The sequence below is a fragment of the Pseudogulbenkiania sp. FW507-F1 genome (assembly GCF_058781125.1).
Genome location: NZ_JBYSWM010000021.1, coordinates 24,059 through 37,372 on the forward strand (window position 1 = coordinate 24,059; position 13,314 = coordinate 37,372).

The following is a 13,314-nucleotide window of genomic DNA, read 5'->3' on the forward strand; positions in this document are numbered from 1 at the left end:
GGCCCTTATGGCGCACCACCGGCGTCCCGACGCGCTGCCGGCATCTCTTTTTTCTCACCCTGATCCTGGCCCCGTCCGGTCGGCTGCAAATGGCCGGCGCAGGCCTTGTCGTTCCTGCCGCAGCCAGACAGCGGGTCTACAATAAAGTGAGAAATTGCTGCTTCGGGATGATTGCCATGTCCCCATCTGTCATCACACTGTCGCACGGTGACGCCCTTCTCGTGGTCGACGTGCAGAACGACTTCCTGCCCGGCGGGCGGTTGGCGGTAGGTAGCGGCGACGAGGTGGTGCCGGTGCTCAACCGTTATATCGATGTTTTCGTGGCTCAGCGCTTGCCGGTATATGCCACCCGGGATTGGCATCCTCCCGATCACTGTTCGTTCACCCCGCAGGGCGGGGCCTGGCCGGCGCATTGCATTGCCGGCAGCGAAGGGGCCCAGTTCGCGCCGAGGCTGCACCTGCCGCGCTCGACCGTCGTCGTCTCGAAGGCCATGCATACCAAGCGGGACGCCTATTCCGGCTTCGACGGCACACGGCTGGAACATGCCCTGCAGCGTAACGGGGTGGGGCGTCTGTTCGTCGGCGGGCTCGCCACCGACTACTGCGTGCTCAACACCGTGCGTGACGCCCTCAAGCAGGGCTTCACGGTGTGCCTGCTGGTGGATGCGATCCGTGCCGTCAACGTCGATCCCGACGACGGCATGCGTGCCGAGGGCGAGATGTGCCGGCTCGGCGCGCATCCGGTGGTGTTTCGGGATCTGGCGGCATGAGCGGCTCGTCCGGCAGCGTGCTCCTCACCGACTGGTACCAGCTCACCATGCTGCAGGCCTATTTCGACGAAGGCATGGCGGAGACCGCGGTATTCGAATGCTTCGTGCGCAGCCTGCCGCCGGGGCGCGATTTCCTGATCGCGGCGGGCCTGGAACAGCTCTTGCAGTATGTCGAGACGCTGCGCTTTGCCCCGCAGGAACTGGACTGGCTCGCCGGCCAGCACCGGTTCAAGCCGGCGTTTCTCGATTACCTGCGCGACTTCCGCTTCTGCGGCGACATCGACGCCATGCCCGAGGGCACGCTGTTCTACCCCAACGAGCCGATCCTGCGCGTCACGGCGCCGATCGCGCAGGCCCAGCTGATCGAGAGCCGACTCATCAACCTGGTGCATTTCCAGACCGTGGTGGCGTCGAAGGCGGTGCGCTGCGCGCTGGCCGCGCCGGGCAAGCGCCTGGTCGACTTCGGCTTTCGCCGCACCCACGGCGGCGAGGCCGGCCTGATGGCGGCGCGTGCCTGCTACCTGGCCGGGTACGACGGCACGGCGACGGTGCAGGCCGGGATGCGGTTCGGCATCCCGGTGTTCGGCACCATGGCGCATTCTTACGTCGAGGCGCACGCCACCGAGGTCGAGGCCTTCGAGCACTTTGCCCGGTCGCAGCCGGACAACGTGGTGCTCCTGATCGATACCTACGACACCGAGGCGGCGGCGCGCAAGGTGGCGGCGCTGGCGCCCCGGCTGGCGCAGCAGGGCATCCGCATCGGCTCGGTGCGGCTCGATAGCGGCGACCTCGCCGCGCACGCGCGCGCGGTGCGGGCCATCCTCGACGCGGCCGGCCAGCAAGGCATCGGCATCTTCTGCAGCGGCAACCTCGACGAGGACGAGCTGCGCTGCCTGCTCGCCGCGGGGGCGCCGATCGACGGCTTCGGCGTCGGCACGCGCGTCGACACCGCCTGCGACAGCCCCTACCTCGACTGCGTCTACAAGCTGCAGGAATACGCCGGCACGGCGCGGCGCAAGCGCTCCACGGGCAAGGCGACCTGGCCCGGCCGCAAGCAGGTGTATCGCTGCTACGCCGCGGACGGCCGCTTCGACCACGACGTGGTGGCCTTGCTGGACGAGCCGCCGCCGGCCGGCGAGCCCTTGCTGCAAGGCTGCATGCGCCAGGGGCAGCGCGTGGGCGAGGCGGTGACCCTGGCGCAAAGCCGCGATCACGTTGCCGCGCAGTTGCGCCGCTTGCCGGCCACGCGGCCATACCGCATCGAGATCAGCCCGGCGCTGCAGGACCTGGCGCAGCAGCTCGATCGGGAAGAGCACTAGTTTTCTTCATGTACGGGCGGTGGCGAGCCTAGGCCCCCGCATCTCCGCCATCCCCCGCCTCCCAGCGCAGCCGTTCGCCGGCTTCGAGCAAGTCGGTGCCGAATTCGGCCGAGAGCGCCTGCATGCGGCGGCACAGCGCGGAGCGCTCGGGCTCGGGCGCGCGCTGGACCCGCGCCAGCGTGAGCAGCGCCGGCACCAGCTCCAACCGCGTCAGTCGGCCGTGCTCGAACGTCACCAGAAACAGGAAGCTCCAGTCGTTGCGCCACCACGGGTCGACCGCGTAGTCGTCGAGGAAGTCGCCGGTGTCATACAGGATGGGCTTGCCGTGGTGAATCTCGACACCCTGGCACAGGTGGGCACTGTGGCCGTGGAACAGATCCACGCCGAGATCGACGGCGGCGCGGGCGAAAGCGCGGAAGTGCGCCGGCGGGCGCTCGACCATGTTCGGCCCCCAGTGGCAGGACAGCACCACCAGCGCCGCACCGGCTCCGCGCGCCGCCTGCACCTGCTGTTGCAGCGCCGGCAGGCTGGCCGGGTCGATCGGCAGGTAGCGCGTGCCGGGGCGTTCGCTGGTGGCGGCGAACGGCGATTCGTTGTCGGTGATGGCGATCAGCGCCACGCGGCAGCCGCCGGCCTCGATCAGCGCCGGCCGGCAGGCTTCGGCCAGGTCGTGGCCGGCGCCGGCGTGGGCGATGCCGGCGCGGTCGAGATGCTGCAGGGTGTCGAGCAGGCCGGCCTCGTTGTAATCGAGCACGTGGTTGTTGGCGAGCGCGACGGCGTCGATGCGCGCCGCGCGCAGCACCTCGACCACCCGTGGGTCGGCGCGGAAGTGGAACACCTTGTCGGTGCGCGTCCAACGCTGGCGGTGCCGGGTGATGGCGCATTCCAGGTTGACGAGGCGGGCGTCGGCGCCGTCCATGATCGGCAGCAGATCGCCCCAGGGCTGGGCCGGCGGGTTCTTGATCACGATATCGCTCACCAGCCGTCCCAGCATCACGTCGCCCGCCAGCGCCAGGGTGGTCATCGCGCTCTCCTTGCCGTTCGCTCCCACTTCATAGGCTAGCCCGCCGTGGCGCTGGCGGGGCGGAAAGCGACGGTTTTTCGACCGTGGCGGCCGGTGCGGGGGCGAGGCCGTCGCCCGGACGGCTTCATATAATGAAGGATTCACGATGCCCGCTCCCGGACGGGAGCGGGGCGGGAGGCGATGCCATGGCCCCACCCGATGTGCCGGCGACGATGACAACGCCGCGCTACGGCTATTTCGACCACGACGCCGATCTCGGCATCGAGGCCTGCGGGGCGACCCCCGAGGCGGCGATGGAGGCGGCGGCCGAGGCGATGTTCGCGGTGATGACCGATCTCGCCGCGCTGCGCCCGGAGCAGCAGCTGGAGCTGGATTTCGACGAGGCCGACCCGGAGCTGGCGCTGGTGACCTGGCTCAACCTGCTGCTGGCGGAGGCGCAGAGCCGGCGCCTGGTGTGGTGCCGCTTCCGGCTCCAGCGCGACGGCAGCCGCTGGCACGGCGTGGCGGCGGGGCAGCCGTGGACGGCGGCACTGGAGCGCGGCGTCGAGGTCAAGGGCGCCACCCTGACGCAGCTCTCGCTGACGCCGCAGGACAGCGGGTGGAGGGCGCGCTGTGTGGTGGACGTGTAAAAACCTGTCCATGATCCTGCTGCGCTGCCCTGATCGGGGCTCATGCACTGCTCGAAATCCTCATGGACTCCTTGTCCATTCCGGTTTCTGCGCTGTTCTTCACCTCGCTGAGGGCCGCTCGCGACGGCTCCTGAACAGGTTTTAGCGATGGTGGCCAGGAGGTGTAATGATGGATATCGCGCGCTTGCGGCAGGCTGGGCCGTACGAGTGGACGCTGGCGCCGTCCCGCGCCGAGGCGGGCGGCGAGGTGCGGCTGTTCGCCGACGCCGAGCTGTTGCGCGGCATGGACGACAAGGTGCTGGAGCAGATCCGCAACGTGGCGCGGCTGCCGGGGCTGGTGGGCGCGGCGATGACCATGCCCGACGCGCACTGGGGCTACGGCTTTCCGATCGGCGGCGTGGCCGCCTTCGACGCCGACGCCGGCGGGGTGGTGTCGGCGGGCGGCGTGGGCTTCGACATCTCGTGCGGCATCCGCTGCCTGCGCACCGACCTGAACTGGGAGCAGCTGGCGCCGCAACGGCACCACCTGGCCGACAGCCTGTTCCGCGAGATACCGGCCGGGGTCGGTGAAGAGGGGCGGTTGCGGCTGTCCGTCAGGGAACTCGAACAGGTGATGCGGCAGGGCGCGCACTGGGCGGTGGCGCAGGGTTTCGGCCCGGCCGACGATCTGCCCTACATCGAGGAGCAGGGCTGTGTCGGCGGCGCCGAGCCGGGCTGGGTGTCGGACCTGGCCAAGAAGCGCCAGCTGGGCGAGATGGGCACGCTGGGTTCCGGCAACCATTACCTGGAAGTGCAGGTGGTGGACCGCATCCACGACGAGGCCGCGGCGACGGCCTTCGGCCTCCGGGTGGGGCAGGTGCTGGTGTCGATCCACTGCGGCTCGCGCGGACTCGGGCACCAGATCGGCACCGATTACCTGTTGCTGCTGGCCAAGTCGGCGGCCAGCCTCGGCCTGACGCTGCCGGACCGCGAACTCGCCTGCGCGCCGATCCGCTCCGAGGCCGGACAGCACTACCTGGGCGCGATGAACAGCGCCATCAACTGCGCGCTGGCCAACCGCCAGATACTGGCCGCGCTGACGCGGGGCGTGCTGGCGCGCTATTGGCCAAGCGCCCGTCTCGACACGCTGTTCGACGTGTCACACAACACCTGCAAGGTGGAACGGCACCGCGTGGAGGGACGCGAACGCACGCTGTACGTGCACCGCAAGGGCGCGACGCGCGCCTTCGGTGCGGGCCACGCCGGCCTGCCCGACGCCTACCGCGCGGTCGGCCAGCCGGTGATCATCGGCGGCAGCATGGGCACCGGCTCCTACATCCTGGCCGGCAACCCGCCCGGGCAGAACCACGCCTTCGCCTCGGCCAGCCACGGCGCCGGGCGCGCCATGAGCCGCCACCAGGCGCTGAAGTTCTGGCATGGCCGGCAGCTGCTGGACGATCTGGCGGCGCAGGGCATCCTGATCCGCACCGGCTCGCTGCGCGGCGCGGCGGAAGAGGCGCCGGGGGCGTACAAGGACGTCGACCGCGTGGCGGACGTGACCGAGGCGGCCGGGCTGGCGCGGCGCGTGGCGTTTCTGAGACCGAAGATCTGCATCAAGGGATGAGCGCTTGTGAATAAATCTGCTGCGCATCCCTGATCGGGGCTCATGTGCTCTGCGTGCGAATCTTGCATTCGCTCTGCGATGTGGAATCCTCATGGACTCCAGTCCATTCCGGTTCCTGTGCTGCTCTTCACCCCGCTGAGGGACGCTCGCGACGATTTCTTTCACAAGCTTTGGGGCGGGGCTTCGGCCAACCTTCGAATAGCCCGAACCCCCCTCACGCCGCCTTCGCCGGCGGCAGCACCAGGTCGGGGTGTTCTTCCCGGATCAGCTCGAGAAAGATTTCCACCACCTCGGGGTCGAAGTGTTCGCCGGCGTGGTCGCGGATGTAGGCGACCGAATCCGGCAAGGGCCACGGTTCCTTGTAGGGGCGGCGGTAGAGCAGGGCGTCGAACACGTCCACCACCGCGACGATGCGCGCCGACAGCGGAATCGCGCTGCCGGCCACGCCGTTGGGATAGCCCTTGCCGTTGTAGTACTCGTGGTGGCCGGCGGCGATTTGCGCGCCGATTGACAGGTAGCTCTCGCCCTCCACCATGCTGGCGGACTTCTCCAGGATCTTGGCGCCGATGCTGGCGTGCTGCTTCATCACCTCCCATTCTTCCGGGTTGTGCTTGCTCGGGTTGTGCAGGATCAGGTCGGGGGTGCCGACCTTGCCGACGTCGTGCAGGATGCTCGCCATGCCCACCATTTCGAGAAAACTCGGTGTCAGGATGTCGGGGTGCAGTCCCTTGGCCGCCATGCGGTGGGCGATGGCGTCGGTCAGCCGCTGCACCCGCAGCACGTGGTCGCCGGTGGTGCTGTCGCGGTATTCAGCGAGGTCGGCCAGCGCCACCACGGTGGCCTCCTGGGCGTTCTTCATCTGGGTGTGGTAGTAGAGGTTGTCGAAGGCGGCGGCGATGCGGTTGCAGTACACCTTGAGCAGCTCCTGGTCCACCTCGGACAGGGGGCGCGGCGGGGTGAAGTAGATCACGAAGGTGCGCCGCGAGTGGGTATCGAAATACAGCACCGAGCCGGGGTGGTTGAAAATGCAGCTGTGCTTCTCGGCGGCCTGCTGCATGGCCTGGAAGATGGCGCTGCTGCTGTCGAGCTGCCCGCTCTGCTGCAGCTCGGCAAACAGGCCGGTGGCCGCGATCACCTGCAGCGTGCCGCCGGCGATGGTGGCGTCCTCGCAGACGCACAGCACGCCGTCGGTGCCGACGTCGAGGATGGCGCTGATCTGGCGCAGCACGCCCGAGGCGAACTCGCGCAGCGACTGGATCTGGTACAGGTTGGAGGTGGCGGCCAGGATGGCATCCAGTCCCTGGCGGCTGCGTTCGATGATGAACAGGCTCTCGTAGGCGCGCAGCGAGGCGATCACGGTGGTGAACAGCTTCTGCGCGGTGAGTTCGGTCTTGGCCTTGTAGTCGTTGATGTCGTAGGAGACGATCACCTCCTGTTCCGGCGCCTGGCCCGGCTGGCCGGTGCGCAGCACGATGCGCACCAGGCGGTTACCCAGTCCCTCGCGCACTTCGCGCACCATCTCCAGCCCGGCGTGGTCGCTCTCCATCACCACGTCGAGCAGCACCAGCGCGATGTCCGTTTCCGTGCGCAGGATATCCATGCCTTCCTTGGCGCTGTAGGCGCTCAGAAGCTCGACGGCGCGGTCCTTGTAGCTGACGCCCTGCAGCGTCAGGCGGGTCACCGCGTGCACGTCCGGCTCGTCGTCCACCACCAGCACGCGCCAGGGGCGCAACAGGGGAGGTGGCGGCGTGGTGCCCGCTTCGTCCTCGATCAGCCAGTCTTCCTGGCTCGTTACCGTTTCGGCGCTGTTCATCCCTTGCCCTCGCTGACCGCCGGCGCCACCGCCGGAAACTGCAGGGTGAAGCGCGTGCCCGCGTTGGGCCGGCTCTCCACCTGCAACCGTCCACCTAATTTACCGGTGACGATGTTATAGACAATGTGCAGCCCCAATCCGCTCCCGCCGGCGCTGCGCCGCGTGGTGAAAAACGGCGTGAACACGCGCGGCAGGTTCTCCGGCGCGATGCCCTTGCCGTTGTCGGCGAATTCCAGCGCGATCTCGCCGCCCAACTGTTGTGCCCGGATCGTGACCTCGCCCGGCTGCCCCTCGTCGAAGGCGTGGGTGAGCGAGTTGACCAGCAGATTGGTGATGATCTGGGCCAGCGCGCCGGGGTAGCTGTCGAGGCGGATGCCCTCGGCGCAGTCGATGCTGACGCGGATGGCGCTGTGCTTGAACTTGGGGCGCAGGCTGGCGATGACTTCGTGCAGGTAGCCGGCGAGATCGAACTCGCGGCGCTCCTCGCTCATCTGGTCCACCGCCACTTGCTTGAAGCTCTGCACCAGGTGCGCCGCGCGCTCGGCGTTGACCTGGATCAGCCCGACGCTTTCGCTCGCCGTCTGCACGTAGCCCTGCACGTCGGATTTTTTCAGCTGCCCCGCCTCGAGCTGGCCGGCGAGCTGGCGCGTCTTGTCGCCGAGCAGGCTGGCGCAGGTGAGGGTGATGCCGACCGGGGTGTTGATCTCGTGGGCGATGCCGGCGACCAGCCCGCCCAGCGCCGCCAGCTTCTCGCTCTGCATCAGCGTGGCCTGGGCCTGCTTGAGGTTGTCGTAGGCCAAGCGGATTTCGGCTTCGGCCTGGCGTCCCTTTTCCACGTCCTCGGCCAGGCGCTGGGCGATGCGGTTGAAGCTGCGCACCACGTCGCCGAATTCGTCCTGGCGCTCGGTGAGCAGGGTGAGGCTGTCCTCGCCGCCCTGGTGCTCGGCCGCCAGCGCCAGGGCGTCCTTCAGCGTCTCCAGCGGGTTCAGCACCATGAGACGCAACGCGATCGACAGCGCGATCAGCAGCACCGCGTCCAGCGCCAGGATTTCGGCCACGCGGTTCAACACCTGGCTGCTCAACTGCGCCTCGATGCTGGCGCGCGACAGCCACACGCGGGCGTGGCCGAGGGCGTGGGTCTGGTTGAACTGCTTGAGGGCGAGCGGCACGTCGAGCCGCTCGGCGGCCGCCGCCTCGACCGGCTCCACGCCGCGCGCCAGCAGCAGCTTGCCGTTTTCCTCGTACACCGCGATGCGCTCGACCGGGCTGGTCAGCTCCGCCGTCAGGTTCTGCTGCAGCAACGCCGTGTCGAGGTTCCAGATCGGCAAGGGCAGGTTGGTGCGCAGACGCTGCTGCACGGCGCGGCGCGCTTCGCTGTACTGCTGCTCTAGCTGCTGACGGGTGTTGAGGTAGGTCAGCCAGCCGGACACGCTCAGCACCGCCGTGACCAGCAGCACGAACAACAGGTTGAGGCGAAAGCCGATGCTGTGTTTCATCGAGAAGAAGGGTCTCGGTGGATGGAGGGCGTGGCCGGCGCAGGCTCACAGTTTCAAGATAGAACAAGGACGCGGCCGCCAAGAGCCTGTTCGCACCCGGGCGGCGCGTTCCGGGGCGAGGTGACGGCCGGGTGGCCGACGTGGGAAGGAAACGGGGTTGATGCCGAGCTGTTGCCTGCAAAATCAGGGCGCTAGACTGAAAGGAGCGGCCACCGGCCCCGTTTTGGCCGGCACGGGAGCGCCGCGGGAAAAACGCCATGCCAAACGATGCGGTGAGCGGATGGATCGTGCGTGCCGGTCGCAAGGGGCTGGCGGCGCTGCTGCTGGGCACGCTCGCTGCGCTGTGCCCGGGCGCGCCCCTGACCCTGCTGTCCACCGAATACCCGCCCTATACCAGTCCCTCGCTGCCGCGGCAGGGCATCGCCACCGCCATCGCCGTGGAGGCGTTTCGCCGCGCCGGGCTTCAGGTGGTGATCCAGTACCGCCCCTGGGCGCGTGCCCTGTACGAGGCCAAGGAGGGCAGCAGCGACGGTGTCGTCGGCCTGTGGCACTCCAGAGAGCGCGAGGCGTTCCTGGCGTACAGTCAGCCGCTGGTGGACAACGTGGTCGGCTTCTACGCGCGTGCCGATCGGCGCCACGACGTGCGCCGCCTGCCGCGGCTTCGCTCGCTCACCATCGGCGTGGTGCGCGGCTACCTCAAGCCACCCAATGTCGAGGCCGCGCGGCTGCGGACCGAGGAGGCCATCGACGACGAAGCCAACCTGCGCAAGCTGGCGGCGGGGCGCGTCGACCTGGCGCTGATCGACAAGGGGGTGGCCCGCTACCTGCTGCGCTACCGCCTGCCGGAGCAGCGTGGGCGGCTGGTGTGGCTGGAGCCGCCGGTCTACTCGCTGCCGCTATATGTCGGGTTCTCGCGGCGCGTGCCCGGCTGGGAACAGCGCCTGGCCGAGTTCAACGCCGGGCTGGCGGTGATGCGCCAGGACGGTTCGCTGGAACGGCTGCGCCATGAACTGGCCATGGAGCCTCCGTCGTCCGGCGAGTAAGGCAGCACCCGGTCTTCGGCCAACCTTGCTTTGCCCCTGAACGCTCTTCAGCGGTACTCCGGCAGCTTGGCCAGCCCCTCGCGCAGGTGGTCGACCATTAGCCGCAGCTTGGCCGAGAGGTGGCGCTGCTGCGGGTAGACCGCCCACACCGCGGTGTTGGGCGGGGTGTGCGCCGGCAGCAGTTCCACCAGCCGCCCCTGGCGCAGCGGCTCGCGCACGTAGTAGTCCGGCAGCTGGCACAGGCCGAAGCCGCGCAGCGCAGCGTCCAGCACCGCCTGGCCGCTGTTGCAGCGCCAGCGTCCCTGCGGCTTGAAGTGCCAGGGGCGGCCGTCGAGGCGGAAGCTCCACACCGACGAGGTGCCGATCAGGCACTGGTGGCGTGAGAGCTCGCCCAGCGTGTGCGGCGTGCCGTGGTGCGCGAGATAGGCGGGAGCGGCGCACAGGTGCATGGTGCGGGGTGCTAAGCGCGTGGCGACCAGGCTGGAGTCGGCCAGCTGGCCCAGGCGGATGGCGAGGTCGAAGCCCTCGTGCAGCAGGTCGGCGGTGCGGTTGGTGAGCTCGATCTCCACCGAGAGCTGCGGGTGCCCGGCCATGAAATCGTTCACCAGCGGCACCACGAAGCGCTCGCCGTAGGTGACGGCGCAGGTCATGCGCAGCAGGCCCTTGGGGCTGCTGTGCAGTGCGTTGACGGCGAGAAACGCCTCGTCGCGCGCCTCCTGCAGCTGCTGGCAGTGGTTGAAGAAGGTCTGCCCGGCCTCGGTCAGGCTGACCTTGCGCGTGCTGCGGTAGAACAGCCTTGCCTGCAGCCGCTCTTCCAGCCGCATCACCTGGCGGCTGACGTGCGACGACGACACCCTGAGCCGCTCGGCCGCGCGCGAGAAGCTGCCGCTCTCGGCCACCGCGACGAATTCCGCTATGCCTTCCCAGCCGTCCATGCGCATCCTTTCCTCGAGTCGCCCATTATCCCTCAGTGGCAATAATGTTTCCCGAAAATCGCCTTTTAAACCCGGAGAGGGCAACCGATACTGTCGAGATAACTTCTTACCGTGGAGAACATCATGATCAAATCGCGTGCCGCCGTGGCCTGGGGCGCCAAGCGCCCGCTGGAAATCGAGCTGGTGGATGTGGAAGGCCCGAAAGAGGGCGAGGTGCTGTTGCGCATGGTGGCGACCGGCGTCTGCCACACCGACGCCTACACCCTGTCCGGCGCCGATCCGGAAGGCATCTTCCCGGCCATTCTCGGCCACGAGGGCGGCGCCATCGTCGAGGAAGTCGGCCCGGGCGTGACCTCGGTGAAGCCGGGCGACCACGTCATCCCGCTCTACACCCCGGAATGCGGCAAGTGCAAGTTCTGCCTGTCGGGCAAGACCAACCTGTGCCAGGCGATCCGCGCCACGCAGGGCAAGGGCCTGATGCCGGACGGCACCAGCCGCTTCTCGAAGGACGGCAAGCCGATCTACCACTACATGGGCACCTCGACCTTCTCCGAGTACACCGTGCTGCCGGAGATCGCCGTCGCCAAGATCAGCAAGGAAGCCCCGCTGGAGAAGGTGTGCCTGCTGGGCTGCGGCGTCACCACCGGCATGGGCGCGGTGATGAACACCGCCAAGGTCGAGCCGGGCTCCACCGTGGCCATCTTCGGCCTGGGTGGCATCGGCCTGTCGGCGATCATCGGCGCGGTGATGGCCAAGGCCAGCCGCATCATCGGCATCGACATCAACCCGGACAAGTTCGAGATCGCCAAGCAGCTGGGCGCCACCGAGGTGATCAACCCGCTCGACTACGACCGTCCGATCCAGGAAGTAATCGTCGATCTGACCGACGGCGGCGTGGACTACTCGTTCGAGTGCATCGGCAACGTCAAGGTGATGCGCTCGGCGCTGGAGTGCTGCCACAAGGGCTGGGGCGAGTCGGTGATCATCGGCGTGGCCGGCGCCGGGGAAGAGATCAGCACCCGTCCGTTCCAGCTGGTGACCGGGCGCGTGTGGCGCGGTTCGGCCTTCGGCGGCGTGCGCGGCCGCTCCGAGCTGCCGAGCTACGTCGACCGCTACATGAAGGGCGAGTTCGAGCTCGACACCTTCATCACCCACACCATGGGGCTGGACGACATCAACACCGCCTTCGACCTGATGCACGAAGGGAAGAGCATCCGTTCCGTGATCCTGTTCGATCGTTGAAAACCAGCTCACGATCCTGCTGCGCGCCCCTGATCGGGGCTCATATGCTCTGCGTGCGAATCTATCGCTGAGCCAATCGGAGATTGGCACGCAGGGATTGGCCCAGCGATCGGGAAGCCTCATGTACCCCAGTACATTCCGGTTTCTGCGCTGCTCTTCGCTCCGCTGAGGGGCGCTCGCGACAGATCGTGAACAGGTTTTGCCTGCCTGCTCCAGCGGGCGGTGGTCCCTGTGCCAAGTGCATATCTGGGGATGGGTGGAGGGACAAGGTCCCGAAACCCATCGATGATGATGGGTCTCGCGGTGCGTCACCCATCCTTCGACACTCACTCGCCAGCTGAAACAGGCATTCCTTTCCCCGCAACAGACAAGGCCAAGACGATGACCGATACCCTGAAACTGGTGTCGTGCAACAAGAGCTTCGGCGGCTGGCACAAGCGCTACGCGCACCACTCCAGCACGCTCAACTGCACCATGCACTTCTCCATCTACCTGCCGCCTTCGGCCAACCCCGAGGCGCGGGTGCCGGTGCTGTACTGGCTGTCCGGGCTGACCTGCACCGACGAGAACTTCATGCAGAAGGCCGGCGCGCAGCGCGTGGCGGCCGAGCTGGGCATCGCGCTGGTGGCGCCCGATACCAGCCCGCGCGGCGAGGGCGTGCCGGGCGACCCGGCCGGCGGCTGGGACTTCGGCCTCGGCGCCGGCTTCTACCTCAACGCCACCCAGGCGCCGTGGTCGGCCCACTACCGCATGCACGACTACGTGGTGCACGAGCTGCCGGCGCTGATCGAGGCGGTGTTCCCGGTGGACGGCCGGCGCGCGGTCTCCGGCCACTCCATGGGCGGCCACGGCGCGCTGGTGTGCGCGCTGCGCAACCCGGGGCGCTACCGTTCGGTGTCGGCGTTCGCACCGATCGCCAACCCGGTCAACTGCCCGTGGGGCGAAAAGGCGTTCAGCGGCTACCTCGGCCCCGAGCGCAGCCGCTGGCGCGAGTGGGACGCCTCGCTGCTGCTGGCGAGCGCCGAGGAGCGCCTGCCGCTGCTGGTCGACCAGGGCGACGCCGACGACTTCCTCGCCACCCAGCTGCACCCCGAGGCGCTGCGCCAGGCCGCCGACAAGGCCGGCTACCCGCTCACGCTGCGCCTGCAGCCGGGCTACGACCACAGCTACTACTTCATCGCCAGCTTCATCGAAGAGCACCTGCGCTTCCACGCCGCGGCATTGCAAGGCTGAAGACGCGGGAGAGGGCAAACGTTGGCCGAAGCCGGGCAAGACACAGCCGGCGCACCGATCACTCGGCGCGCGGCTTTTTTTGTGGCGCAGGACATAGGCTCGGCGGTGCGCAGCGCGACCCATAGGCCGAGGTCGACGCCCCGCAGCCAGGGTTGGCCGAAGCCCGCACAAAAAAACCGGCGCATCGTGTCAGCGATGCGCCGGTTG

The 13,314-nt window shown here is 68.3% G+C and carries 11 protein-coding genes; 7 read left to right on the forward strand and 4 right to left on the reverse strand.

Annotated features, from left to right (window positions below; genetic code table 11):
* The first annotated feature begins 176 nt into the window (after positions 1-176).
* Together AC3WG5_RS13945 and AC3WG5_RS13950 are read left to right on the forward strand one after the other, a co-directional pair.
* Positions 177-770: an isochorismatase family protein gene (locus AC3WG5_RS13945; RefSeq protein WP_294867258.1), complete on the forward strand. Its 594-nt coding sequence runs from the start codon at positions 177-179 to the stop codon at positions 768-770.
* Positions 767-2,089, forward strand: a complete 1,323-nt coding sequence (locus AC3WG5_RS13950; RefSeq protein WP_492569099.1) for a nicotinate phosphoribosyltransferase — start codon at positions 767-769, stop codon at positions 2,087-2,089. Before AC3WG5_RS13945 ends, AC3WG5_RS13950 begins: the two co-directional genes overlap by 4 nt.
* 28 nt (positions 2,090-2,117) lie before the next feature.
* Here the strand turns inward: AC3WG5_RS13950 and AC3WG5_RS13955 are convergent, their stop codons facing one another.
* On the reverse strand, positions 2,118-3,113 hold the full coding sequence (locus AC3WG5_RS13955; RefSeq protein WP_492569100.1) for a CapA family protein: 996 nt from the start codon (positions 3,111-3,113) through the stop codon (positions 2,118-2,120).
* Positions 3,114-3,298: 185 nt separating this feature from the next.
* On the opposite strand from AC3WG5_RS13955, the gene AC3WG5_RS13960 reads away from it, so the two are divergent.
* Together AC3WG5_RS13960 and AC3WG5_RS13965 are read left to right on the forward strand one after the other, a co-directional pair.
* Complete coding sequence (locus AC3WG5_RS13960; protein ID WP_492569101.1) at positions 3,299-3,742, forward strand: archease; 444 nt, start codon at positions 3,299-3,301, stop codon at positions 3,740-3,742.
* A gap of 166 nt (positions 3,743-3,908) precedes the next feature.
* Positions 3,909-5,345: an RtcB family protein gene (locus tag AC3WG5_RS13965; RefSeq protein WP_492569102.1), complete on the forward strand. Its 1,437-nt coding sequence runs from the start codon at positions 3,909-3,911 to the stop codon at positions 5,343-5,345.
* A 214-nt stretch (positions 5,346-5,559) separates the two neighbouring features.
* On the opposite strand, the gene AC3WG5_RS13970 is transcribed toward AC3WG5_RS13965, so the two are convergent.
* Positions 5,560-7,158: a DUF3369 domain-containing protein gene (locus tag AC3WG5_RS13970; RefSeq protein WP_492569103.1), complete on the reverse strand. Its 1,599-nt coding sequence runs from the start codon at positions 7,156-7,158 to the stop codon at positions 5,560-5,562.
* Positions 7,155-8,654: a sensor histidine kinase gene (locus AC3WG5_RS13975; RefSeq protein ID WP_492569104.1), complete on the reverse strand. Its 1,500-nt coding sequence runs from the start codon at positions 8,652-8,654 to the stop codon at positions 7,155-7,157. The genes AC3WG5_RS13970 and AC3WG5_RS13975 overlap by 4 nt, the downstream gene beginning before the upstream one ends.
* 257 nt (positions 8,655-8,911) lie before the next feature.
* Between AC3WG5_RS13975 and AC3WG5_RS13980 the strand changes: the two genes are divergently transcribed.
* Positions 8,912-9,697: a substrate-binding periplasmic protein gene (locus AC3WG5_RS13980; RefSeq protein ID WP_492569105.1), complete on the forward strand. Its 786-nt coding sequence runs from the start codon at positions 8,912-8,914 to the stop codon at positions 9,695-9,697.
* 47 nt (positions 9,698-9,744) lie between these two features.
* Here AC3WG5_RS13980 and AC3WG5_RS13985 read toward each other — a convergent pair whose 3' ends face one another.
* Positions 9,745-10,632 (reverse strand): LysR substrate-binding domain-containing protein, encoded by an 888-nt coding sequence (locus AC3WG5_RS13985; RefSeq protein ID WP_492569106.1) that lies wholly within the window; start codon positions 10,630-10,632, stop codon positions 9,745-9,747.
* A gap of 123 nt (positions 10,633-10,755) precedes the next feature.
* Here AC3WG5_RS13985 and AC3WG5_RS13990 point away from each other — a divergent pair, with 123 nt between their 5' ends.
* Both AC3WG5_RS13990 and fghA read left to right on the forward strand, forming a co-directional pair.
* A complete protein-coding gene (locus tag AC3WG5_RS13990; protein WP_008955516.1) occupies positions 10,756-11,874 on the forward strand; it encodes an S-(hydroxymethyl)glutathione dehydrogenase/class III alcohol dehydrogenase in 1,119 nt (372 codons plus the stop codon).
* A 393-nt stretch (positions 11,875-12,267) separates the two neighbouring features.
* Positions 12,268-13,107: an S-formylglutathione hydrolase gene (gene fghA / locus AC3WG5_RS13995; RefSeq protein ID WP_492569117.1), complete on the forward strand. Its 840-nt coding sequence runs from the start codon at positions 12,268-12,270 to the stop codon at positions 13,105-13,107.
* Positions 13,108-13,314: the final 207 nt, after the last annotated feature.

Bases quoted from the DNA above. Each gene is read 5' to 3' on its own strand.
- AC3WG5_RS13945 (WP_294867258.1), top strand. From the start codon at position 177: ATGTCCCCATCTGTCATCACACTGTCGCACGGTGACGCCCTTCTCGTG.
- AC3WG5_RS13950 (WP_492569099.1), top strand. From the start codon at position 767: ATGAGCGGCTCGTCCGGCAGCGTGCTCCTCACCGACTGGTACCAGCTC.
- AC3WG5_RS13955 (WP_492569100.1), bottom strand. From the start codon at position 3,113: ATGACCACCCTGGCGCTGGCGGGCGACGTGATGCTGGGACGGCTGGTG.
- AC3WG5_RS13960 (WP_492569101.1), top strand. From the start codon at position 3,299: ATGGCCCCACCCGATGTGCCGGCGACGATGACAACGCCGCGCTACGGC.
- AC3WG5_RS13965 (WP_492569102.1), top strand. From the start codon at position 3,909: ATGATGGATATCGCGCGCTTGCGGCAGGCTGGGCCGTACGAGTGGACG.
- AC3WG5_RS13970 (WP_492569103.1), bottom strand. From the start codon at position 7,158: ATGAACAGCGCCGAAACGGTAACGAGCCAGGAAGACTGGCTGATCGAG.
- AC3WG5_RS13975 (WP_492569104.1), bottom strand. From the start codon at position 8,654: ATGAAACACAGCATCGGCTTTCGCCTCAACCTGTTGTTCGTGCTGCTG.
- AC3WG5_RS13980 (WP_492569105.1), top strand. From the start codon at position 8,912: ATGCCAAACGATGCGGTGAGCGGATGGATCGTGCGTGCCGGTCGCAAG.
- AC3WG5_RS13985 (WP_492569106.1), bottom strand. From the start codon at position 10,632: ATGGACGGCTGGGAAGGCATAGCGGAATTCGTCGCGGTGGCCGAGAGC.
- AC3WG5_RS13990 (WP_008955516.1), top strand. From the start codon at position 10,756: ATGATCAAATCGCGTGCCGCCGTGGCCTGGGGCGCCAAGCGCCCGCTG.